The 23,316-nt window shown below is 49.9% G+C and carries 21 protein-coding genes; 3 read left to right on the plus strand and 18 right to left on the minus strand.

Going from position 1 to position 23,316, the window contains the following annotated elements; all coding sequences use genetic code 11:
* Positions 1-97 precede the first annotated feature (97 nt).
* A complete protein-coding gene (gene mtaB / locus DWW13_RS06760; RefSeq protein WP_118719654.1) occupies positions 98-1,432 on the minus strand; it encodes a tRNA (N(6)-L-threonylcarbamoyladenosine(37)-C(2))-methylthiotransferase MtaB in 1,335 nt (444 codons plus the stop codon).
* Positions 1,433-1,594: 162 nt separating this feature from the next.
* On the opposite strand from mtaB, the gene DWW13_RS06765 reads away from it, so the two are divergent.
* Positions 1,595-1,828 (plus strand): HPr family phosphocarrier protein, encoded by a 234-nt coding sequence (locus DWW13_RS06765; RefSeq protein ID WP_022461844.1) that lies wholly within the window; start codon positions 1,595-1,597, stop codon positions 1,826-1,828.
* Between the two features lie 133 nt (positions 1,829-1,961).
* On the opposite strand, the gene thiI is transcribed toward DWW13_RS06765, so the two are convergent.
* The 11 genes from thiI to DWW13_RS06820 all read right to left on the minus strand — a co-directional run bounded on the left by thiI (position 1,962) and on the right by DWW13_RS06820 (position 12,170).
* Positions 1,962-3,140 carry a tRNA uracil 4-sulfurtransferase ThiI gene (gene thiI / locus DWW13_RS06770; RefSeq protein ID WP_082424694.1) on the minus strand — a complete coding sequence of 393 codons (1,179 nt, stop codon included), beginning with the start codon at positions 3,138-3,140 and terminating at the stop codon, positions 1,962-1,964.
* 9 nt (positions 3,141-3,149) lie between these two features.
* Complete coding sequence (gene thyX / locus DWW13_RS06775; RefSeq protein WP_022461846.1) at positions 3,150-3,806, minus strand: FAD-dependent thymidylate synthase; 657 nt, start codon at positions 3,804-3,806, stop codon at positions 3,150-3,152.
* A gap of 16 nt (positions 3,807-3,822) precedes the next feature.
* Positions 3,823-4,977, minus strand: coding sequence for a cysteine desulfurase family protein (locus DWW13_RS06780; RefSeq protein WP_118660036.1), 1,155 nt, complete (start codon positions 4,975-4,977; stop codon positions 3,823-3,825).
* Positions 4,977-5,729, minus strand: coding sequence for a 16S rRNA (uracil(1498)-N(3))-methyltransferase (locus DWW13_RS06785; RefSeq protein WP_022461848.1), 753 nt, complete (start codon positions 5,727-5,729; stop codon positions 4,977-4,979). Before DWW13_RS06785 ends, DWW13_RS06780 begins: the two co-directional genes overlap by 1 nt.
* A gap of 42 nt (positions 5,730-5,771) precedes the next feature.
* Positions 5,772-6,728 (minus strand): 50S ribosomal protein L11 methyltransferase, encoded by a 957-nt coding sequence (gene prmA, locus DWW13_RS06790; protein WP_022461849.1) that lies wholly within the window; start codon positions 6,726-6,728, stop codon positions 5,772-5,774.
* A gap of 112 nt (positions 6,729-6,840) precedes the next feature.
* Entirely contained in the window at positions 6,841-7,383 is a 543-nt protein-coding gene (locus DWW13_RS06795; RefSeq protein WP_117804626.1) for a hypothetical protein, read from the minus strand.
* The gene (locus tag DWW13_RS06800; protein WP_117804627.1) at positions 7,371-8,201 is read right to left on the minus strand and encodes an MFS transporter; all 831 of its coding nucleotides are present in this window, start codon (positions 8,199-8,201) and stop codon (positions 7,371-7,373) included. Before DWW13_RS06800 ends, DWW13_RS06795 begins: the two co-directional genes overlap by 13 nt.
* Positions 8,202-8,469: 268 nt before the next feature.
* Positions 8,470-9,339: a dTDP-4-dehydrorhamnose reductase gene (gene rfbD, locus DWW13_RS06805; protein WP_022461851.1), complete on the minus strand. Its 870-nt coding sequence runs from the start codon at positions 9,337-9,339 to the stop codon at positions 8,470-8,472.
* A gap of 180 nt (positions 9,340-9,519) precedes the next feature.
* Positions 9,520-10,410, minus strand: a complete 891-nt coding sequence (rfbA, locus tag DWW13_RS06810) for a glucose-1-phosphate thymidylyltransferase RfbA (RefSeq protein ID WP_022461852.1) — start codon at positions 10,408-10,410, stop codon at positions 9,520-9,522.
* A 265-nt stretch (positions 10,411-10,675) separates the two neighbouring features.
* On the minus strand, positions 10,676-11,899 hold the full coding sequence (locus tag DWW13_RS06815) for a chloride channel protein (protein WP_055227751.1): 1,224 nt from the start codon (positions 11,897-11,899) through the stop codon (positions 10,676-10,678).
* A gap of 37 nt (positions 11,900-11,936) precedes the next feature.
* The gene (locus tag DWW13_RS06820) at positions 11,937-12,170 is read right to left on the minus strand and encodes a MarR family transcriptional regulator (protein ID WP_022461854.1); all 234 of its coding nucleotides are present in this window, start codon (positions 12,168-12,170) and stop codon (positions 11,937-11,939) included.
* 167 nt (positions 12,171-12,337) lie between these two features.
* On the opposite strand from DWW13_RS06820, the gene DWW13_RS06825 reads away from it, so the two are divergent.
* Complete coding sequence (locus tag DWW13_RS06825; RefSeq protein WP_118719656.1) at positions 12,338-12,766, plus strand: hypothetical protein; 429 nt, start codon at positions 12,338-12,340, stop codon at positions 12,764-12,766.
* A gap of 131 nt (positions 12,767-12,897) precedes the next feature.
* Here DWW13_RS06825 and DWW13_RS06830 read toward each other — a convergent pair whose 3' ends face one another.
* Positions 12,898-13,542, minus strand: coding sequence for a DUF4317 family protein (locus DWW13_RS06830; protein WP_055220785.1), 645 nt, complete (start codon positions 13,540-13,542; stop codon positions 12,898-12,900).
* Positions 13,543-13,745: 203 nt separating this feature from the next.
* Here DWW13_RS06830 and DWW13_RS06835 point away from each other — a divergent pair, with 203 nt between their 5' ends.
* Positions 13,746-14,663, plus strand: a complete 918-nt coding sequence (locus DWW13_RS06835; RefSeq protein ID WP_117761429.1) for a metallophosphoesterase family protein — start codon at positions 13,746-13,748, stop codon at positions 14,661-14,663.
* A 69-nt stretch (positions 14,664-14,732) separates the two neighbouring features.
* Here DWW13_RS06835 and DWW13_RS06840 read toward each other — a convergent pair whose 3' ends face one another.
* The 5 genes from DWW13_RS06840 to DWW13_RS06860 form a co-directional block, all read right to left on the minus strand.
* A complete protein-coding gene (locus DWW13_RS06840) occupies positions 14,733-16,751 on the minus strand; it encodes a beta-galactosidase (protein ID WP_055266955.1) in 2,019 nt (672 codons plus the stop codon).
* A complete protein-coding gene (locus DWW13_RS06845) occupies positions 16,748-18,814 on the minus strand; it encodes a beta-galactosidase (RefSeq protein ID WP_022461859.1) in 2,067 nt (688 codons plus the stop codon). Before DWW13_RS06845 ends, DWW13_RS06840 begins: the two co-directional genes overlap by 4 nt.
* Before the next feature lie 4 nt (positions 18,815-18,818).
* Positions 18,819-20,540 carry a glycosyl hydrolase 53 family protein gene (locus DWW13_RS06850; RefSeq protein WP_117761430.1) on the minus strand — a complete coding sequence of 574 codons (1,722 nt, stop codon included), beginning with the start codon at positions 20,538-20,540 and terminating at the stop codon, positions 18,819-18,821.
* Positions 20,541-20,561: 21 nt separating this feature from the next.
* Positions 20,562-21,536: a LacI family DNA-binding transcriptional regulator gene (locus DWW13_RS06855; protein WP_055227760.1), complete on the minus strand. Its 975-nt coding sequence runs from the start codon at positions 21,534-21,536 to the stop codon at positions 20,562-20,564.
* A 188-nt stretch (positions 21,537-21,724) separates the two neighbouring features.
* Positions 21,725-23,308, minus strand: a complete 1,584-nt coding sequence (locus DWW13_RS06860) for an ABC transporter substrate-binding protein (RefSeq protein ID WP_022461862.1) — start codon at positions 23,306-23,308, stop codon at positions 21,725-21,727.
* Positions 23,309-23,316: the final 8 nt, after the last annotated feature.

The raw sequence follows: 23,316 nt of genomic DNA on the forward strand, positions 1-23,316 counted from the left end.
GCTCACGGGGTATTCTACCACGAACCCTCAAAAAGTGCAACGAACTTTTTCGTTCCGGCTCTTTTTTCTATCAGATCTTCCGGATTGGTATCATTTCCTACATCAGACAGTCTTTTCCATGGATTCTCGCCGGGGTGACAAGCACCATCTGATTCATGAGATTTTCTTCTGAAAGAACGGCAACGCGCAGATATTCTCTCGTGTGTCCCGTCCAGTAATGGACGCCGTCGATCTCGACTTCTTCTTCCATGAGCACTTCCAGCTCTTTTCCGAGGAAGCCTTCCATATATTCCTGTCTCCGTCTCTCGTCCAGTTCCAGCAGAACGTGGCTGCGCTTCGTCTTCTCCTGCTCCGGAATCTGGCCTGCCATCGCTGCGGCGCGGGTGCCTTCTCTTCTCGAATACTTGAAGATGTGAGTCTCGAAGAAATGAATGTCCTCGACAAAGGCGCGCGACTCTTCAAACTCCTCCTCACTCTCCTGCGGGAAACCGACAATCACATCGGTCGTCAGCGCCGGATTTCCATATACCTTACGCAGAAGATCGCATTTGTGTTTGTATTCTTCTGCGGTATATTTCCGGTTCATCCGCTTCAGTGTTCCATTGCTTCCGCTCTGCAGCGAAAGATGGAAATGCGGGCACACCTTCGGCATTGCGGCGATCGCCTCTGCAAACTCTTCGGTGATGATGCCCGGCTCCAGGGATCCGAGACGGATTCTTCTGATGCCGTCCACTGCATCAACAGCACGGATGAGATCGAGCAGCGTCTCTTTTTCGCCCTCCGGGAAATCGAGTCCGTAGGAGGAAAGGTGGATACCCGTCAGCACTACTTCCTGATAACCGGCCTCTGCCAGACGTTTTACTTCTTCTACCACATCACTCTGGCGGCGGCTTCTGACTCGGCCGCGTGCGTACGGAATGATACAATAAGTACAGAACTGATTGCATCCATCCTGTACTTTCAGGAATGCGCGGGTGTGCTCCGCCGTTTTGCTGATCGAGAGTGTCTCGTACTCACGGTTGTGTGTCATATCCACGAGGAAGCTCTTACACTCCGCGTTGGATGGTTTTCCACCGTCCTCACGTTCTGCCAGAAAGTTTTCCAGAATATCCACAAGATCTTTCTTCTTATTATTTCCGATGATCAGATCAATCGCCGTATCCTCTTCGAGTTTTTCCCCAGCCGCCTGCACATAACAGCCGCAGGCCACAACAACCGCATCGGGATTCATCTTTTTCGCTTTGTGCAGCATCTGCCGCGATTTCCGGTCCGCAATGTTCGTCACGGTACACGTATTAATAATGTAAACATCCGCTCCCGGTGCAAAAGGCACGATCTCGTACCCTCTGTCTTCGAGGAGCTGCTGGATGGCTTCCAGCTCATATGCGTTCACTTTACACCCAAGATTATGCAAAGCTACCGTTTTTTTCATGCCATACTCCTTTCTTCTTCATCTTTATTATTAAAAATCACGAAGATTCCACTTTATCTTTGTATGTTTTCGCATTGACTTTTTCCCCTCCAGACGGTAAGATAAAGCTGTTAAATGAGGGTAATAAATAATGTTAACCAAATAACAGGGAGGATTACAAACATGAAAACAGTACAGATTTCTCTTAATTCTATCGACAAAGTAAAATCTTTCGTCAACGACATTTCCAAATTCGATTTTGATTTCGATCTGGTATCCGGAAGATACGTAATCGACGCAAAATCCATCATGGGAATCTTCAGCCTCGACCTTTCCAAACCGATCGACCTGAACGTCCATGCTGATGGAGATGCTCTTCAGACCGTACTTGATGTTCTTGCTCCGTACATTGTATAATTACGATAGAACATAAGGGCCGCGCACTCGCCGCGGCTCTTTTTTTGTCTTTGTTTATCATCAGGACCGGATCTTGTTTTTCAGAACCCCCAAAACAAGATCCGGCCTTTTTGTTCTTTAAAGCAAGTTTTCCTTAGCAGACCTCGATCGTCTCTGCGGTAGAAACTGCGCGTTCCATCATCTCGTCGATCACGTCGTCCAGATGGCGCTCGGAGCATTTGATGACATTCAGGTTCGGTTTTGTCACCGGATGCTTTGCAACGAAGATCGTGCAGCAGTCCTCATACGGCAGAACGGATGTCTCGTACGTACCGATTTTTTCGGAAATATCGACGATCTCCTGTTTGTCGAAACCGATCAGCGGACGGAAGACCGGCATGGTGCAGACTTCGTTGGTAACGGCGAGGGAATGCATCGTCTGGCTTGCCACCTGTCCGATACTCTCTCCGGTGATCAGGCCAAGGCATTTGTCCTGACGTGCAAACGCTTCTGCGATCTTCATCATATAACGGCGCATGATGATGGTCAGCTCGTCGTGCGGGCATTTTTCGTAGATTGCAAGCTGGATCTCGGTGAAGTTGACCACATGCAGACGGATCGGGCCGCTGTAGCGTGCAACGAGTTTTGCAAGATCCACAACCTTCTGTTTGGCTCTCTCGCTGGTGTACGGCGGAGCATGGAAGTAAACGGCATCAATCTTAACACCGCGTTTTGCGATCATGTATCCGGCAACCGGACTGTCGATACCGCCGGAAAGCAGCAGCATGGCCTGTCCGTTTGTGCCGACCGGCATACCGCCAGGGCCTGCGATGCTCTCGCAGTACAGATAAATCTTCTGACGCAGCTCGACGTTCAGATAGATATCCGGCTCATGAACGTCTACTTTGAGGTTCGGGCAGACATCGAGGATGCGGCCGCCCAGCTCGCAGTTGACTTCCATTGTGTGCATCGGATAGTTTTTGTTCGCACGGCGTGCGCATACCTTAAAGGTTTTCTCCTCGGTCGGGTACAGCTCTTTCACGTAGGAAACCACTGCCTCTGCCAGATCTTCAAAGCCGGTGTCCTCTAAAATGACAACCGGGCAGATCTCGGCGATACCGAAAACTCTTGTCAGCGCATCGACAGCGCCCTCGTAATCAAAGTCTCCTTCGGTGTTGACATAGATTCGTCCCATCTCACGGGTGACCTGGAAATTTCCGTCTACCGGGGCAAGCGCGTGCTCCATCTGTACGCAGAGCGCTTTCTCGAACAGATGACGGTTCTTTCCTTTAATGCCGATCTCGGCATATTTTACCAGAAATGCTTTGTACATCATCGTTTTTTATTCTCCTTTTTTCTCAGCCAGATCGCGGAAGAACAGAGGATATTCCTCAGAAAATTTCTTCAGGATCAGGTCAGATACCTGACGCATCTGCGGATGTGCGGCGTTGGCGCTTCGAAGCCGGATAAAGTGGCGCCACTCTCTTAAGTTCATGGTCATGACGATCTCGGTTTTCAGGGAGTTCGGAAGAATGCTTCTTGCCTCCTCAGGCTTTGCTCCGAGTTCGAGCATCTGGAAGTAATACTGCTCTGCAGCTTCCATTGCTTTCTGCCATACCTCGTATTTTTTACGGTCGTTCTCGTCGTCCAGATCATAGGAAAATCCGGTTGCCAGATCGATACAGGTGATCTGGTTTCCAAATTTATCTTTCGAATAGTTGCAGTAGCGGGTGCTCTCCTGGCTGTAGCTTGCGATACGGTGGCGGACGATCTCATGGGTCACGCCGCGGTCGCACGTTACTTTTACGGTGATGGAGCCGTGCTCAATGACGGATTCATGGCCGCGTTTGATGATGCCTGCGATGAATTTCTCTGCAGTGCCTTCTCCAATGCGCTCCTCGCTCTTGTAGCAGACTCTTCCGATTTTCTCGATCCGGCGCAGCATATCCTCGTAGGATTCGGTGCTCAGGATTTCAATTTCCGGCTGTATTGTAATCATAATTTTCCTCTTTCTATTATTTCCTGGTAAATCTGCGCAGCATCGGCAGTACCTCGCGCAGCGTATCCAGGGTATAATCAATCTGTTCCAGTGTCGTAAATTCGCTGAAGCTGAACCGCACGGCAGACTCCATCTCGGCTTTCGATGCGCCGATGGCAGTCAGCGTCGGGCTTCCGGCTCTCTTGTGTGATGAGCAGGCGCTTCCGGCGGAAACGTAGATCTGGCGGTCCTCCAGCGTGTGCAGCAGCACTTCACTACGCACATTTAAGAACGATGCATTGACAATCTGCGGCGCACCCTCTTCTTCCGGCATGCCATGGATGACCACATCGTCCAGCTCCCGCAAGCCTTCGATCAGACGGTGTTTGCAGGCACGCATCTGCGCAGTCTGCTCGTCAAAATGCCTGTAAACGATCTCAGCGGATTTCGCAAGGCCTGCGATGCCCGGCACATTGTCGGTTCCGGAACGCATGCCGTTCTGCTGGCCGCCGCCTAAGATCAGCGGACGGATTTTTACTTTCTCATCAATATATAAAAAGCCGCTTCCCTTCGGTCCGTGGATCTTGTGGCCGCTCACGGAGAGCATGTCGATGCCCATCCGTTTCGGATAAATCCGGTATTTGCCGAACGCCTGGATCGCATCGACATGAAAATACGTTTTCGGATTTTTCGCCTTGATTCTGCGTCCGATCTCCCCGATTGGCTCAACAGAACCGATCTCATTGTTGACATACATAATCGAAACGAGAATCGTCTCCGGCGTGATCGCTTCTTCGAGTTCGTTCACATCCACAAGGCCTTCTTTATTTACCGGCAGGCGCGTAATACGGAATCCCTGCTCCTCCAGAAATGCCAGCGGTGCCGACACGGCCGGGTGCTCGATCGCGCTTGTGATGATGTGGTTTCCCGTTCTCTTATTTGCCATTGCTGTTCCGACGAGCGCCCAGTTGTCGGACTCTGTGCCACCGGAGGTAAAGAAAATTTCTTTTTCTTTGACTTTCAGAATCTTTGCCAGCGTTTCCTGGGCGGTTCTGATATATTGTTCTGCTTCTACCCCTTTTTGATGCATCGCAGACGGATTTCCATAATGATTTACCATCAGATCACAGACGAGATCTGCGGTTTCCTGATAAACACAGGTGGTTGCGGAATTGTCCAGATATGCTTCCATTATCTTGTTCGTTCCCTTCCTTCTAAAAGATACACCAGAATGGAAAGCACGGTCATTCCGGCCGTTTCCGTGCGCAGAATGCGCTTTCCGAGCGTAATCGGCTCTACCTTTTCCTTCATGGCCATTTCCACTTCCGCTTCGTCGATGCCGCCCTCCGGTCCGATCAGGATCGCAATAGATTCACCCGGTTCAATGGATTCCAGAATTCTTCTCGTTCCTTCCATCCCCTCTGCGTTCTCATACGGCATCAGGCGAACGTCTGATTCTGCCATCATTGCAAGCGCCTGCTGAAATGTAACAGGCATGTGTACCGTCGGAATCTGCATCCGTTTGGACTGCTTTGCCGCACCAAGCGCGATCGTCTGCCAACGCTCTGCTTTCTTTTCCGCCTTTTTCCGGTCCAGCTTCACAACGCAGCGTTTCATCTCCACCGGAACAATTTCCGTCGCACCAAGTTCCACTGCTTTTTGGATGATCAGTTCCATTTTGTCACCTTTTGGCAGACCCTGAAACAGTACAATTCCGGACGGGAGTTCTCTGTCTGCTGCTGTGACTTCTTCTACTGCGGCAAGAACCTCACCTTCCGGGAAATCCGAAACGGCACAATGATATTCCTTTTCGCCTCCGGTACTGACCAGTATTTTTTCGCCCGGCCGCATGCGGAGCACATTTTTGATGTGATTAACGTCACTGCCCGTGATGTGGACAGTGCCGTCATAAATCTGACTTTCTTCTACAAAAAAACGGTACATGAATCTGTTCTCTTTCTCTTCTGGTGTTTCGCTTTTCTTAATTTACATCGGTTTTCTTGCTGTAACAGAAACCCATTCGCCCTGATGTGTAACTTCAACTACTTCAAGTCCCGCTGCAACGACTGCCTCTTTGACAACTTCCTCTTTCACATCGAGAATGCCGGATGTGATATAAACAGCGCCCGGCTTCATCTGGTGTACGATTACCGGCGTCAGCGGAACGAGAACATCTGCAAGAATATTGGCGGTAACGATATCGTATTTCTCGTATCCGACTCTGTCCTGTACTTCTTTGTCATCAATGATATTTCCGATCATCATATCAAAAGCTTCTACCGGAATTCCATTGACTTCTTTGTTTTCCTCAACCGCAGGAACCGCACACGGATCGAGGTCTGTTCCGACCGCATGACGCGCACCAAGCTTCAGTGCAATAATCGAAAGAATACCGCTTCCGGTTCCGACATCAAGCAGCTCGGTATCCTTTGTCACATATTTCTTTAACTGACGGATGCAAAGCTGTGTTGTCTCATGCATACCCGTTCCAAAGGCTGTGCCCGGATCGATATGGATGATCATTTTATCCCGGTCTTCCGGCTTTACTTCCTCCCAGGACGGGATGATCAGAATGTCGTCCACATAGAACTGTTTGAAATACTGTTTCCAGTTGTTGATCCAGTCCTTGTCCTCTGTCTCAGACTCTGTGATGGTGCACTCTCCAAGGTCCAGGAACTCCTGCATTTCTGCAAGTGCCGCGCGGACATCTGCAAGAACCTTCTCCTTGTCCTCATCCACATCGAGGTAAAAATTCAGGTAGGCAATGCCGTCGTCATCCGGAATATCCGGCATGATATCCACGAACATCTGCTGTTTGTCGCTCTCGGTCAAAGGCTGTTTGTCCTGAATTTCCACGCCTTCGATTCCCACATCGGCCAGAGTGGAGATCACAATGTCTTCCACTTCCGATCTTGTTTTTAATGTAAATTTATTCCATTTCATTGTTTAAACTCCTTTTTGCGCTTCTCTTTTCCATACGTGCAAAGAAAACCACATTTATCATACACGATATCGTTCCTGTTGTAAATGTTATTTTCGGCTTTTACGGCCCGTCTCAATCCGAAATCTTTGTCAGAAAGCCATCTTTTTTCGCCTTCTGATAACGCCATATCAGCCCGAGTGTGGATAAAATGCGAACCCCAAGATCTATCAGGTTGAACCGGTACAGTGCCGTAAGATCTGCCCCAAGTGCCGTATACAGACGGACACCAAGCAACGGCAGAACACTGTTGGTCAGCGTCGTCATCATCGTAAAGAGGCTGATCAAAAGCGAACGGTTCTTTTCCGGTGCGGCATTTAAAAGAATCTGTACCGTGCAGAGTGCAACGGCACACTGTGGAGCGTTCAGAACCGTCATCAGAACAATAAAAGTAACCCCGCGGTACGCCAACGGTAAATGTGGAACCAAAATCATAATAACCGGGCAGAAGCAAAGACCGATCCCGGCGAAAATCAGTGCAAAATCCGGCGATTTTTTCCGGACAACCTTCGCGATCATTCCAACTGCCGCAAGCTGACCGATATTGAAAACACCGTTGCAGATGGAAAGTGTCATCTCCGACATTTTGCAGTATTTGACCTGTCCTAAATACCACATGCTCCAGTCAAGCTGCCAGGTGATATAGAAAAAGACCACCGGCACGAAGAACCAGCGCAATGCTTTATTTTTCCCACACTTGTGATCGCCTCCAGCAGGTCAGAAACAGAAAAACGTGAGGATGCATTTCCCGCTTCTGCCGGAGCTTTGCCCTCCTCCTGCTGTTTCACCGGAATTTTTTTGATTGCAGCGGCCTGCAACAAAACGCAGACAGCACACAGATAAAAGAAGCTTCGGAGTACCAGAAGTTTTCCATCGGCCGTGTGGCATCTTCCCATCAGAATCCCGCAGATCACCGGTGCAAGAATGCCAATCACAAACATGAACTGATTCCGAAAGGCATAGACATCGTTTCGCTGCCGCAGTGAAACCGCAGCACCGAACATTGCCTGCCACTGCGCATTGTAAATAGCAAGTGCCCCCGCAGTAAATGCCAGTGATACAAAAAACAGCTCCATACGTCTCTCGCCGAGTGCCGGTACACTTCCAAGAAATGCATAGCCGGCACACATCACAAGAAGCGTAAGCATCGGTATCGTCTTTGTCGACTTCAGACGATCCGCCAGAATTCCAAGCGGCAGCAGTGCTGCACACGCTACAATGTTCGGCACCATCTGGATAATGCCGATCTGACTGTCGGTTGCACCCATGTTTGTCGCATACAGATTCAGGCCGAAACCGTTGATCGATGTGATATATTGCAGAAATACACCCTCGACGGCAAACAGCAGCATGATCTGCGCAGATGGCGGCATCTTTTTTGCCCGGTAAAACAGACTCTTTTTCATTGCTTCATCCCCCATGCCTTCTTTTGTCATCTTCACGTTCCTGCCCCCTGCCGGATACGTAAAGATTCTGCTTTCATAATGGCAATTGCATGTTCAAATGTCAACAGAAATACCCGGATCCAATGTGAGAATTTTAACGGCATTTTCTGTCAATATTCACAAAAGAAAAAAGGGCATTCTCCCTGTTGAATGCATGGGTTTGGCATAAGAAAAAGGAGCCCCCGTTTTACCTGGGGCTCCGCCTATTGGAAATGTTTATAGCAATCTCAGAAACTTGCGTTATTTTCGGGGTTTGCTATCAGAATTCGATCTCGCGCAGATATCTGTGCAGCGCATCCTGCCAGGTCGGCAGTTTTTCGAATCCGTTCTCGGTCAGTTTCTCTTTGCTCATGCGGCTGTTGGACGGACGTTTTGCTTTTGCCGGGTACTGGTCAGAGCTTACCGGTGATACACTTACTTTTCCGTAAGCCGGATCGATCTCAGCGGCCTGTTTGAAAATCTCGCAGGCGAACTCATACCAGGAGCAGAGTCCCTCGTTTGTTGCATGGTAGCGGCCGTAGTTCTCTTTCTCTGCCATGTCAACAAGCAGGCGGGACAGGTCGTAGGTGTAGGTCGGGCTTCCTACCTGATCATCTACAACAGTCAGATGATCGTGTGTCTTTCCAAGGTTCAGCATGGTCTTGATGAAGTTCTTTCCGTTCACGCCGAATACCCATGCGATGCGGACGATGTAGAATTTTTTCACCCATTTCTCTACCGCGAGCTCTCCCTCGTATTTCGTCTGGCCGTATACGTTCAGCGGATGACGCTCATCATCCGGCTCCCACGGGCGGGTACCCTGGCCGTCGAATACGTAGTCGGTGGAGATGTAGATCATTTTGCAGTCAAGGTCATGGCAGACTTTTGCGATGTTCTCGGTTCCGACTGCATTGACCTGATGTACTTTTTCTTTTTTGTCATCATCCTCAGCAAGGTCTACAGCGGTCCATGCTGCACAGTGGATTACGACATCCGGATTTGCTTCGGTAATGACTTTTCTTACGCTTTCTGCATCGGTGATATCCATTTCTTCAATATCAACGCCGATTCCTTCATGACCGCGTTTTGCAAGTTCATTCATGACGTCATGGCCGAGCTGGCCTTTTACACCTGTTACAAATACTCTCATAATGGTTCTCCTTTTTTCTGATTTTGTTATCGTTATGTTTTGTCTGTCTCTTGTTTTTCAGTCTGATTTTCTGTTTGTACCATGAGTATAAAGGATGACGTTATGTCATGGTCAAGCACTTTTTTCAAAAACTGCCCCGGATTTTTCTTCCGGGGCAGTTTTCTTCAACGCTGTTCGCTTTTATTTGTCGATATATTTTCCGTTCATCACATCCATCAGATACTGGCCGTACTGATTTTTCTTCAGTGGCTCGATGTCGGTCAGAAGCTGGTCTTTGCCGATCCAGCCGTTCAGGTAACCGATCTCCTCGAGGCACGCAATCTTGCGGTGCTGATGCGTCTCGATGGTTTTTACGAAGTTGGTTGCCTCTACCAGACTCTCATGTGTACCGGTATCCAGCCAGGTGAAGCCCTGTCCGAGAAGCTCAACGTTCAGGCTGCCGTCTTCCAGATAGATCCGGTTCAGGTCGGTGATCTCAAGTTCTCCGCGCGGTGACGGTTTCAGGTTTTTTGCATACTCTACGACTTTGTTGTCATAAAAGTACAGACCTGTAACGCAATAGTTTGATTTCGGTTTCTCCGGTTTCTCTTCGATGGAGATGGCTTTTCCCTCGGAGTCAAATTCTACGATCCCGAAACGCTCCGGATCATCTACATAATAGCCGAATACGGTTGCGCCTTTTCCGGTCTCAGCGTTTTCTACTGCTGCTTTCAGGCGTTTGTTCAGACCGTGTCCGAAGAAGATGTTGTCGCCGAGCACCATGGCAACGGAATCATCCCCGATGAACTCCTCGCCGATGATGAAGGCCTGTGCCAGTCCGTCCGGGCTTGGCTGTACCTTGTAGGAAAGCTGTACACCGAACTGATGGCCGTCACCGAGCAGTGCCTCGAAACGCGGGGTGTCCTGCGGGGTGGAGATGATCAGGATGTCGCGGATGCCTGCATTCATAAGAACAGACAGCGGATAATAGATCATCGGCTTGTCATAGATCGGGAGAAGCTGTTTCGATGTTACCATAGTTAACGGATAAAGACGTGTGCCGGAACCTCCGGCAAGTACGATACCTTTCATAATTCGTTACTCCTTTTTCGTATATGATACCTCTAGTATAACCTCATTCCCGGAAACGCGTCAACCCGTATCGTAACGTAACCGTTACTGTTCACCCAGCAGTGAAACACTTGCTGTTTCGCTGCGTAAGAACATGTTTCAGGTGTGAGCAACCCTCCTTTTGCGAAGCAAAACTTTAAATGAGGGTTGCGAATGTTACAGTTCGCTGGGCACCAGTGAACTGTAACACGTAACGGTGTGTGATAACTTTGTGACGTTTCTGTTATCAGCAGCTGTATTTCGTCAGTTTCTGGCGGGAATAGATCGAGCTGTTGCGGTTGAATACGTAGGCCGCGGTGCAGACAATAAAGAAATATGGCAGATAATCGTAGCCAAAAATCTCGCCGCCAATGAAAATAGCCGCCAGTAAGGTGTTGGTTCCGCCGCCAAAAACCGCCGCATAGCCAAGCGCCGCGGAAAGCTCCACCGGAATACCGAACAGATTGCCAAGGACTGCTCCCAGGGTTGCTCCGATGGTAAACAGCGGTGTTACCTCGCCGCCCTGAAACCCGGCGGACAGCGTCAGAATTGTCAGGATAAATTTCAGCGCCCAGTCATATGCATATACCTTTTCCCCATGAAATACCGCTTCCACCAGATTCGTTCCAAAGCCGCAATACCGTCCGCGGTACAGAAGCAGGAACAGAATGCTAAGGATAACACCGATGGAGAAAACACGCACCAGCGGATTTTTGATTTTTTCGCCGAGATATTTTTTCGTGTGCTTTAAGCACCAGGCGAAGAGGCCGCCTGTGATTCCAAAAATAATACCAAGTGTAATCAGACGCACCAGCAGGAACGGTGTCAGGCTTTCGCTGATGTGGACAGCCAGATTTTCTTTGCGGATTCCAAGCAGGGAAGCTACAGCGCTCGCAGAGAAAGATGCGGTAAACGCCGGAAGCAGTGCCTCGTACCGCATTTCACCCGCAGCGAGCACCTCTACCGCAAAGATCACAGCTGCAATCGGCGTTCCGAACATGCCCGCAAAGCCGGCGGCCATACCGGTTACCAGAAAGATACCGGGCGCGTTTTTAAACGGTAATTTTTTGCCGGCAAAATAGGAAAACACAGCACCGATCTGAACGGCAACGCCCTCGCGGCCGGCACTTCCACCGAACAGATGCGTCAACGCCGTTGAGAGCATTGCCAGCGGAATCATGCGAAGCGGAAGCTCTGTCTCCTCTTCATACGCTACATCAAAAATCAGACTCATGCCTCCTTTTCCCCTGCCACCGAATTTCTGATTGACTGCCACGATCACAAGACCTGCCATAGCGAGAAACGGCAGACACCAGAAAAGATGTGCCACGCGAACAGCCGTGACTTTCAAAAGCAGACGGCAGAACAGCGCCTCAATCAGACCGACTGCCGCACCGAGCGGAACGCCGGTCACACCGAGCAGCAGCAGGGCGCCGTAGGTGCGAAGGGATTTCTTCAGTTCTTCTTTCATTCTCTTTCTCTCCTTTTCGAATTCTGCTGTTATCATATCACGAAGCGGACAGATTGTGAACTATGGATACCTTTTCCTCCATACTCTTTGCCAGTGCGTCGGCAAATTTTTCCTGCATCCGGATTGCTTCTGTCATCTCCTGCTCCGTAAACTGCGCCGCAGCTTCCTCCTCGGACTGAAACAGCGGAAGAACCAGCTCTCTCGCATACTGTTTTCCCGTTTCAGTCAGACTGATGATTTTTTCCCGCCGGTTTGCCGGATTGACTTCCATTTCGATATATCCTGTTTTCGTTTTTAGTCCGTTTTCGTACTTTTTGTTTTAGTGTTTTTTTCTTCCTTTGTCAAGATTTCCAAAAGCCTCTTTTTTCCGTATATTTTCCGGCATTTTTCAAATACTAGCAACTGTCCAGACACTGTTAGGGAAAGGAGATTTTGAAGATGAGAAAAATCAGAAGAGTGTGTATGACGCTGGCATTGGCGGTATTACTGGCCGGGATGACGGCCTGTGGAAACAACACCACGAACGACACCGGAAATGGCAATACCAACACGGAGAGCGACATGGGACAGACGGATAACAGAAACGATGTCAATACGACAGAGATGCCGTCAAACGACAATGTAAATGATGTGACGGAGGGCACCGATGGGAATGCCAACGGTACGAACGGTACAAATACCGGGGATAGAAATACCCTTGGAGATGATGTCGGCGACGCCGCTGAAGATGTGACCCGTGGTGTCGGTGAGGGCGTTGAGGATGTCGGCCGCGCGGTGGACGATGTGGTAAGCGGCAGCGACAATGAGACGCAGAATCCGCAGGAAAACGGAGCAACTACACAGAATGGAGCGGGGATGGCACAGTAAATATGCACTTCTGCTGCTCCCGTATCTAAAAAACTTCCCTTGGCGAACGATATATGCAGGTTCGCCGGGAAGTTTTTTTACTGCCAGGCACATCAGCACCTGGTTTGATCCGTCACTTTTGATTTTTTCTTTTACAGACCGCATCTGAATTTTCTGCCCTTCGCGCCAAGAATGCTGGCCATCTGATCGCCCCACGCTGCACGCTCTGCATAAATATCAACCCGTTCCAGATCTCCGCTCCGGTCCACAAAGGCAGGGAACAGGAATCCACAGATAGGATTTCCCGGCTCGTATTCTCCAACCAGCGGGCAGACAGCGCAGATCAGATAGGGGAACATCTCCTCGGATTCCCCCAGGCGCTCTTTATCGGAAGCCTTTGCAGGAATATCATACCGGTCATAAAACATGTAAATGGCATAAGCCCCGTGAATCTGCAATCCTTCGATCAGGATATCATAGAACGTTTCCAACAGCGCATCGTTCTTCAGTCCGCATTCCCGCAGCGCCATCAGCATCTGCCAGATACTGCCCGGCCCCTGGGATGTTTCCGGAAAACGGTATTCCCGCAGCTTCTCATTCGATTCCGCAAACGGAATTTTCTTGGCAATCGCCAGATTCCTGGCCTTTTCCGAACCGGACAGTTTCAGAAAATGAATGTTGAAACTGCCGTCATACTCCCCATCCGAATCCGTATAGCAACCCGCCATCCGCACAAACGAAGTCCGCGCCGGCGTCATCCTCCTCGTCAGCTCCAGCATGTCTTCCCGATTAATCATACATTCCCTCCGACAGTAAAGATATTCGAAACTCTCTGCCTTTGATCTTATCACAACATGCTTTTTCTGTCAGCAGGTTTTTAAATTGCGTTCTTTCTCTCCATCTGATAAAATCGAAACAGTATCTCGCATTTTATAATTTTGATATAGAGAGATGTTGGGACAAAACACCTTTTGACTCAATATCACAGAAAGGACGACACATGAAATTAGCAGTAATCAGTGATCTTCACGGGAATTATTATGCGCTCGCAAAGGTGCTGGCATTTCTTCGCAGTCAGGAGATCGACGGTATCATCGGGCTGGGAGATTTTGTAACAGACGGGCCTTTTCCGCAACGGATGATGAGAGTGCTTCGCGAAATGCAGGAGGAGTTTCCCTGCTATCTGGTGCGGGGAAACAGGGAAGAATATCTGCTGGAAAATCTCCGGCATCCGCAGAACTGGAAGGCAGGTTCCTCGACAAGCGGACTTTTGGATTATACGTTTCGGAATCTTACCGGACAGGATCTGGAATTTTTCGAACAGCTGCCGACAGACGGAGTTCTGATCGGAAAAATGCATGAGTCAGGCCGGCTGATTCCTGTTTTTGTTCCGCAGGAAGAAATCATACCGGATACCTGCCGCGAATCTCTCTTCCCGGCACTTCGTCTCTGTCACGGCGCGCCCGGAGAACTCCGTGGGAATTTCGGTCTGCATCCGGAGCTTTTGCTGTCCCATCTGGAAAATCTCGATGCCGCAATCCTGCTCGGCGGGCACAGCCACAAGCAGGAGCAAAGAGAATATGCCGGAAAAACATACCTGAATCCCGGTTCCCTTGGGCTTGCGCTTGATGGAGTCGGCGGCCATGCCCATTTCGCGATTCTGACGCTGGAAAACAGCACATGGCAGATCGAATGTTTTCAGATTCCCTACGATCTCGAAGGCTACCTCGCCGAATTCGACCGCGCCGGGCTGGAAACGCATGGCAGTGTCCTTGCCCGTTCCTTAAAACGGACATTGACCTGCGGCGTGAATTATTTTTATCTCACCGTAAAACGAGTGCGTGAACTCGCCGATGCACTGGCACTGACCGATCTGGACGAAGAGGTCTGGAAAAAGGCGGAACAGGAACTGAAATAACCGTCCATTCAAAAGACGGCAGGCTGTGTACTCACACACAGCCTGCCGTCTGTTTCTATTCCCTAACTTCTATTTTTCTTTTCGAAACACAACCGTCTCAAATCTTCTGACCACTCCATCATACTCTCCCGTCATCGGCTGGTATGTTTCCGTATCCATCGGAAATGCAGCCGGTTCAGCTCCGTAGTTCTGTACAAACAGATACTTGTATTTCTCATCCTCCCTTGTTGCAACATCGAGCCCTTCCGGGATTTCGGCTGCCGCGCGTTCCAGGCCTTTTTCTTCTGCCAATTTCCGGCAGAAGTCATCGTAAAATGCCTGTTCAAAATCTGCGCAGACATAATACGCCTCGCCCTCTCCAAATACATTTTTCGTCAGTGCCGGATATCCCGCATAGAAATCGTCACGGTATGCCAGCAGCGTTTCGGCACCGTTCGTTTTTACCAGGTCGCAGAAATTTCGGATTTCATATGTCTTTCCTTCTCCCACACCCGCATTCACATCCTGATCATACAATGCGTCCAGCTCGGTGCTCCGCAGGCCGAATACATCCATCAGTCCGTGCGGGGTTCCGCCGAGGAAACAGAGGTCGTTTTCATCCACAACTCCCGACCAGTATGTCATCACAAAGGTGCCGCCGTCTGCCACGAAATTCCGGATTTTTTCCTCAATTCCGGCCCGAAACAGATACAGCATCGGTGCAAAGACAATCCGGTAGCCGGAAAGACTCTCCTCCATATCAAGGAAATCCACATTCACACCCAGTTTCCGAAGACCGCCATATACTTTCTTCACGGTATTCATGTAATGCAGTCCCATATTCCGTGGTCCCTGCGCATCCTCCATGGCCCAGCGGCTTTCGCAGTCATGCAAAATTGCAGCCTGTGCCTTCGTCGTGCTTCCCGCAATCTGCGCCAGATCCAAAAGCGCCTCGCCCGTCTCTGTCACCTCACGGAACACGCGCGTATCCTTTCCGCCGTAGTGGTCAATGACCGCCCCGTGGAACTTCTCGCTCGCACCGCGGCTCTGGCGGATCTGGAAATACTGGACACTGTCGGAACCATGCGCCACTGCCTGCAGCGATGCCGCCTTTAAAAGCCCAGGCCGTTTCAGCTTGCTGACACTCTGCCAGTTCGTGCTTGTCGGGCAGGACTCCATCAGAAGGAACGGTTTTTTCATCAAACTCCGCATAAAATCGTGCTGCAGTGCCGCATCAAGCGCAGTCACCTCTTCTGCTTCCTTGTGCCAGGTCGGATAATTATCCCATGACACCACATCAATCAGATCCTTGAACTTATGATAATTCAGTCCCTGGAAATCATACATCATGTTGATTGTCACCGGAAGTTCGGAACCGCCCGCGCGGATCGCTGCTTTTTCCCAGGCAACAAAGTCTGCTGTCTGATCTGTCACAAACCGTTTCCAGTCAAGATTCAGTCCGTGAAGCCCCATCTCACCCTTTGGGGACGGACTCTCAATCTGCTCAAAATTCTGATACGAATGGCTCCAGAACGTTGTATTCCACGACATATTCAATGCATCAATCGTCTCATATTTTTTCTTCAGCCACCCCTGAAATGCCTTCTGGCAGAGCGGGCAATGGCATTCTCCACTCAGTTCATTCGAAATGTGCCACATTTTTACCGCCGGGTGCTTTCCAAACTTCTCGCTCAGCAGGCGATCAATTTTCCCCACCTTTTCCCGGTAAACCGGCGAAGTATAACAGTGATTATGGCGTCCGCCGAACAGATTTTTCGTGCGGTCCGCGTTTACGCGCAGTACCTCCGGGTATTTGTCTGCAAGCCACTTCGGGCGTGCTGCAGACGGTGTCGAGAGAATTACTGAAATCTCATTCTTATACAGCTGATCCATGATCTTTTCCAGCCATTCCAGGTGGTATACACCCTCCTCCGGCTCGAGCACAGACCAGGAAAAGACACCAAGCGTCACCTCGTTGATATGCGCCTCCTTCATATATTCGATATCCTGCTCCAGAATTTCCGGCATCGCAAGCCACTGCTCCGGGTTATAATCCCCTCCATAGATAAATCCACTCTGGTTCATGTTCGTTTTCCTTTCTCTGTTCATCGAAATATCGTCTCCACGTGCAGCTTCTCAATTTTGCAGGCACATCCATCCGCTGCATCCGGCTGCTTTTCCAGAAAAATCGGATCACCCGGATGCAGAGGATAGACAACGAGTTTCAGTTTCTCCGGAAACTCAAAATAGCCAAGGCTTAACAGGGCCTCCTGACCGGTATAGAAATAATCGTTGATTTTCTCTTCCCCATCAAACACTTCCATACGGTTTCCGTACCAGGTCAGAAAAGCAAACGCATCGTGATAATTTTTTTCGCCCGGATAAGCAAGCTTCAGTTCGTATACTGCTTTCTCTTTATCCTGCTCTTTGCAGACAAGCTCTGCCTCCGGCTCCTGTGCTTTGTAAATACGCTCATACAGCGTAAAGTTTCCTCTTTTTCCACACTCTTTGAAATCCACAATGCCTTTTTCCACTGCCGGATACACAGCGATCATGGTTTTTCCACTGCCTGTCACAACAAGCTCACCGTTTTCTTCCCAGACATAATTTTCGGAAAGAACGAGATAATCCTGATCCAGATGCACCTTCCATGCATTCAGCGCCTCCTGCCGGGAAATCAGGCAGAGTTCTGCGCGCGCATCGCCCTCCCACTGAATCTGCGGGTCGAGATCACCGTAAAATACGAACGCATCTCCCTTTTTCGTATGTAAAACGCAGAGCGGTGTGGCAAGTGCCGTGTGAAGAACCGCATCGTTTAGTTTCATATTGTACGGAAAAAATCCATACATTCCCTCTTTCAGGTCAAATGCCGGAAATCCCACGCTCGCCTTTCCATCCAGGAGTCCCTCCAGTTTCACCTGTGGATGATCATCCATCTTCCATCTTCTCTGGTAATTGTTAAAAAAGACGTATCCATGGTCCGCATCGTGACGGCACGCTGTCCGAACCGTGTGCATATCTCCCGGCAGAATCCTTATCGTTGGAATTTCAGACCGAAGTGAGGCCATATCCTCGCCAAAATCATTCAAAAACAGCGCCAGCAGCTTGATCTCCCGATAGCTGTCCGAGATTGTTCCGTACTGCCGGATCGGCGCGTTGAAATCGTAATTGATCTCCGGCAGGTCGTTCAGATATCCTGTCGCGCGGCTCTCCTGCAGGGTGGACAGTTTTCCCTTCGGATTGCTGCCGCCGTGGTACATATAGTAGCCGAGCAGCCCTGCTCCACTTCCCATTTTTACGGTAGACATCGCTCCGACATCGCATCCCTTCGCCACCGGTCTTCTGTGCATGGTAACCTGAAGCCCGCCTCCAAGTTCTGCCGTCAAAAACGGAAAATCCTCCTCGTTGTAACTGTTTGCATTTTCCACATGATGATCACACGCAATCAGTGCATCGTTCCTTGTGTGGCTGAACACAAAGTTTGCGTTCGGCTCAATCTCGCACGTTCTCTGATCCCATGGTGCTTCACAGTAGCCGCCCATGACCGGAAGCAGATCGCCGATGCAGGCTCCGCCCCAACCGGTCGCCGTGTACAGCGGCACATCAAAGCCAATTTCCTTTGCCATTGCTGTCAATGTGCGGATATGCGCCTCGCCCTCCGGTCCCTGCAGACCGCCGACGTGGCCGTACTCATTCTCGATCTGAATACCGATCACCGGACCGCCGTCCTTTTCCATGCATCCATCGACCTGCGCATAAACCTTTTTCCAGAACCGTCTGACATAGCCAAGATATTCCTCGTTGTTACAGCGGATCGCCATGCCCTCTTTCTCTCTCTCGATGATCCAGTCCGGGAATCCGCCGTTCCGCACTTCCCCGTGCACAAACGGTCCGATACGCAAGAATACCGACAGTCCGACTTTCCGGCACAGTCTTACAAACGTTCCGATATCCCGGCATCCTTCAAAATCAAACACATTTTCCTCTTCCTCGTGGTGAATCCAGATCACATAGGCCGAGACGACAGAAACTCCGCCCGCCTTTATTTTGCGCAGTGATTCCTCCCACCACTCTTTGCGGTACCGACTGTAATGCATTTCGCCCATCACCGGAAACCACGGTTTTCCATTTTTAATCAGATAATCCCTGCAATAGCTGTACTCTGCTCTCATCGTCTTATTGTCCCTCTCTTTTTACTGTCTGCAGACAGAAATTCCGCATCATGCCGTACATCGGCGGCGATGAAATTCGGATTCCGGCAGTGACTTCCTGCGGTTTTCTGATTTCGCATGTCACTTTGTAGCCGGTCCATGCATGTTCTGTCGGATGAATCACAGTCTCTTCTTTTCCCTCTTCCGTATTGAGGAACAGCCGCACATCCACATTTGTTGTATCGGTTCCCTGAAAGGCAACAGATAATGTATACGTTCCTGCCTCCTGTACCTTTACCGTCTGGCAGATCGAAAACGTAAAGTTTTTCGGTGCTTCTACGCGTACCGCATTCACCGGCGGAGCTGGGAACGGATCGACAAACTCCGGAAACAGCTGTACTGCAACGGCATCCTCGGATTTTTCTACGTTCCAGCGCGCCAGGCCGTCTTCCCAGCCGACATCGAGCAACAGATTCTCCGCCTCCGGCAGCTCTTCCACCACGCAGATCTTCGCATGTGCAGCAAACGGAACACCTTCCACATTTCCTGTCACATCATATTCGCCTGTCACGCGTGTGTCCGGCACTTCGTTCCAGTTTACCCGCCGCTGCTCCACCATTCCGTCATACAGCAAAACCGGGAGCATCTCCGGCAGACCGCATGCTTCGTCTTTTACTACGGTCATTGGCTCCGGCTCGTAAATCTTGGCCGGTTTTTCCGGACAGGCATCATTCCGTGTAAACAGGAAAGAACGAATGCCCTCCATGATGGTTCCCTTCTCCTCCAGCAGACCCATATTTTCCGACCAGCCGCCCTCACCGTCTTTCGGAACACAGATCGGTTCCCAGTAATAGATACCCTGCCCCATTTCATCCGGCAGCGAAGCAACGATATTGGCAACCAGATCCAGCACCTGCTTCTGTCCGGCAGGCGTCGCCGGAAATCCTGCGATTTTTTCCTGCTGTTCATCGATAAACCCATGCGCACTCTTTCTCCATGCATGCGCCGTCTCAACGACCATAATCGGCTTTTTGCAATCCTGGATCAGCTTCGTCATTGTCTCTTTCAGATCCGTGAAAGTGCCGTGCCAGAATGGATAATAGGAAAGTCCGATCAGGTCAAAATCCTCGAGTCCTGCCTCAAAGGAACAGTCAAACCACTCTTTCAGATAGAAATACCGTCCGCCCTGGTCGAGATGGATCATAACCTGCATCTCATCTTTTCCGGCTGCAGCCCGCGCACCGCGGATTCCGGCATTTACAAGCTGTACCATTTTTGTATAATCCGGCAGCTCTCCGTCCGGAAACAGAAGGCCGCTTCGGATCTCATTTCCGATCTGAACAATATCCGGCAGAACGTCCTCCTCTTTTAATGCCGTCAGCGTATCTCTTGTATAAGAAAAAACAGCCTCTTTTAATTCTTTAAAGCTTAAGTTTTCCCAATCTTTCGGCTTTCTCTGCTGACCGGGATCCGCCCAGAAATCAGAATAATGGAAATCCAGCATAAAGCTCATGCCATGTGCCCGGATCCGTTTTGCCATCGCCAGTGTATGCGCATAGCTGCAGTATCCGCCGGACTCCCTGACATGCTCCGGCGCATTCCAAATACGGAGCCGTACGGAATTTACCCCGTATTTCTGAACGAGATCCAGCGGATCCATAACAGTTCCGTCAAAGTCCTTCACCTGTACTCCGGCATCTTCCAGCTCCGGTATAAAAGATAGATCCATTCCCTTCTGAAATTCCATTGTTCTGTCCTCCCTGCTACGTTAGTTTGTCGATTTTCGGAATAAAATGTCGTAATCCAGCATCGTCTTCTTCTCATAATTTTCCCCTCGGAGCCGCTGGATCAGCTGACGCACGGCTGTGCCTCCCATCTGGGATGCTGCCACACTGACTGCTGTAACTGCAGGGGAATAGCAGTCCAGATTGGTGCTGTTGTAGAGCGAAGCAATCGCGACGTCCTTGGGAATTCGATAGCCTTCCGCCTGGAGCCGGGACATCACCATCGTACAAATCTCGTCGTCGCCACAGATGATGCATTCCACTTTTTTGGATATAATATTTTCAATGATCGCATCCAGAAACTCCATACGGATCGAACCATTGTAGAAAAGCTGATCCTTCTCGGAAATTCCATTTTTAATCAGCGCCCGGCAGAAACCTTCGTGACGCTTGCGGTCTACGTTATAGCTCATATCCTTGACAAGAAACGCAAATCTGCGGAATCCCTTTCCGATCAGCAGCGTTGTCATTTTCTCTGCCGCACCCTCATTGTCGGTATCCACCTGGATAATGTTGTCATACCGGCATGTTCCCGTCAGTGCTGTCGGGAAATTTGCCTGACTTAAATACTGCAGCGCACGGTCATCCTCAAGCGCACGTGTCAGGAGCATACCATCCACCCGGTTCGACTCCACCAGCGACTGCAGCTCTGAAATATCATGCGCGTTGCTCGTCGTAATCAGCACATTGTACCCGAGCATCGATGCCGATTCGCAGACGCCGAGCAGACAGTTCTGGAAATAAACACCGCTTCCATAATAAACGTCTGAAGGCAGTACCACGCCGATGTTGTGCGTCACCGTTCGGGTCCGCGCCATCTCCTCCCGCTCTTCTCCCCGTTTTGCCACCTCGAGAATCCGGTTTCTGGTCTTCTCTCCGATTCTGCCCTTACCGGACAGTGCACGGGAAACGGTACTTTTTGATACCCCTATCTCTTTTGCAATTTCCTCCAGTGTCATAAAAATACCCTGTCACTTTCTGTTAAATTTGAAAAATTCCTATATTTTTATATTTAATACGAATGCTGTTAGAAATCAAGTCATCCCTCAAAGCTTTTTGAACCATCACTTGATCTCTAAAAGAAGGAACGGCCGCGCCGGAGCTTCTGGCAGACCAGCGCGTCCATTCCCTGTTTTATTTTACTGTTTTATTTTTCTTCTTTCTCCGCTACATACTCTGCTGCCTGACGGTTCATCTCATCCAGAATATCCTGGATTCCGGCGCTGTCCATAGCTGCGTTCATGGCATCGATGGAAGCGTCCACATCGTCAACGAGACCGTTGATCAGCGGGTTATAATAATTGTCGATGGCTGCCTCTACTGCTGCAAACTGTGTACTTACATTGCTGGAATCAAAGTTAAATCCGTCGTAAACATGATCTTCTTTGATGTTGTTGTTGAAGGCATCTTTGATGCTTTCATACTTGTCGTCCAGAGCCGTTCTGTTCTCAAGATATTCCTCTCTCTGGATGGTGCAGTTGTTCCATCCCCAGTTGCAGTTACTTGCTACACCATAGCCGCTCTCATCAATAACTTTGTACTGATCATCACCGACTGCTTCCCAGTGCTTTCCTTCGATACCGAGCATAGCCAGATCGTAAACATCCGGGTTGGTGTAGAATTCATTTAATACCATCATGGCTCTCTCTTTGTTTTTACTGTTTGCGTTGATGGCAACACCGTTGTTGATGTAAGAGTTTACTTTTTTCGACAGGTTTTTGTTCGGGTCTACCATCGTTACATTCCAATCCGGATGTTCCTCATTTGCCTGTTTTCCGTAGGTAAGACAGGTTCCGAGATTCCAGCTCATGCTTGCTGTTCTTCCGGTCAGAAGTCCGGTCTGTCTCTCATCGCTGCTGTTTAATACGTCGCTGGACCATGCTCCGGCGTCTACCAGGTCTTTCATCTCCTGGCAGTACTCACGGAACGCATCCCATTCACCGATGTACTGGAATTCAAGATCTTTCGGATCCTGGGTATGATACAGAATCAGCTCGCCGCCCTTCGGTGCTCCGCCCGTTGTGGAATAGCCCTGGGACTGGAAGAATGGATACCACGGTCCGCCCTGACTTGCATAGATACCGTCTGCTGCACATGCTTTGTAGAACTTCATCAGGTCATCCCAGGATGTAATATCATCCATACCGTATTTTTCCATCAGGTCACCGCGCACTGCCAGAACTTCCTGACCAAACTCGTTGGCATAGCTCGGAACCATGTAGATTTGTCCGTCAATCTTTGCCTGCTCCCATGCCATTTCCGGAACAACCTCCCAGATATCCGGTGCATACGTTTTGATAAAGTCCTCAGAAAGCGGTGCAAATCCGCCGAGGGAAACGGTCTGCTCGTAATGGCACCAGCTCGATGCGGTAAAGATCAGGTCAAAATCTTCCTGTGAGGAGAACAGCAGGGAATATTTCGTGTCATGCTCGCCCCAGGAAAGGAATTCTACGTTCAGAGAGCAGTTCAGCTTCTCTTCCAGAATCTCATTGATTTTGGCGTAAACCTCATCAAAATCCGGGGTACGGTCGCCGATCAGATACATCGTCAGATCGACATGCTCCGAAGTGTCTGCACTCAGGTTGTCTCCCGATGTGCCGGAAGCTGCGGAGCTGCTTTTGCTGTCGCCCGTGCTTCCCTTTCCGTTGCCGGAACCGCATCCTGCCAGCATGCCGGCTGCCATTGCGGATGCAAGTAATACAGATACCAGTTTTTTTGTGCTCTTTTTCATAAAGAACC

The organism is Blautia sp. AF14-40, assembly GCF_003479665.1.
In the GTDB taxonomy this organism is placed as follows: domain Bacteria; phylum Bacillota; class Clostridia; order Lachnospirales; family Lachnospiraceae; genus Fusicatenibacter; species Fusicatenibacter saccharivorans.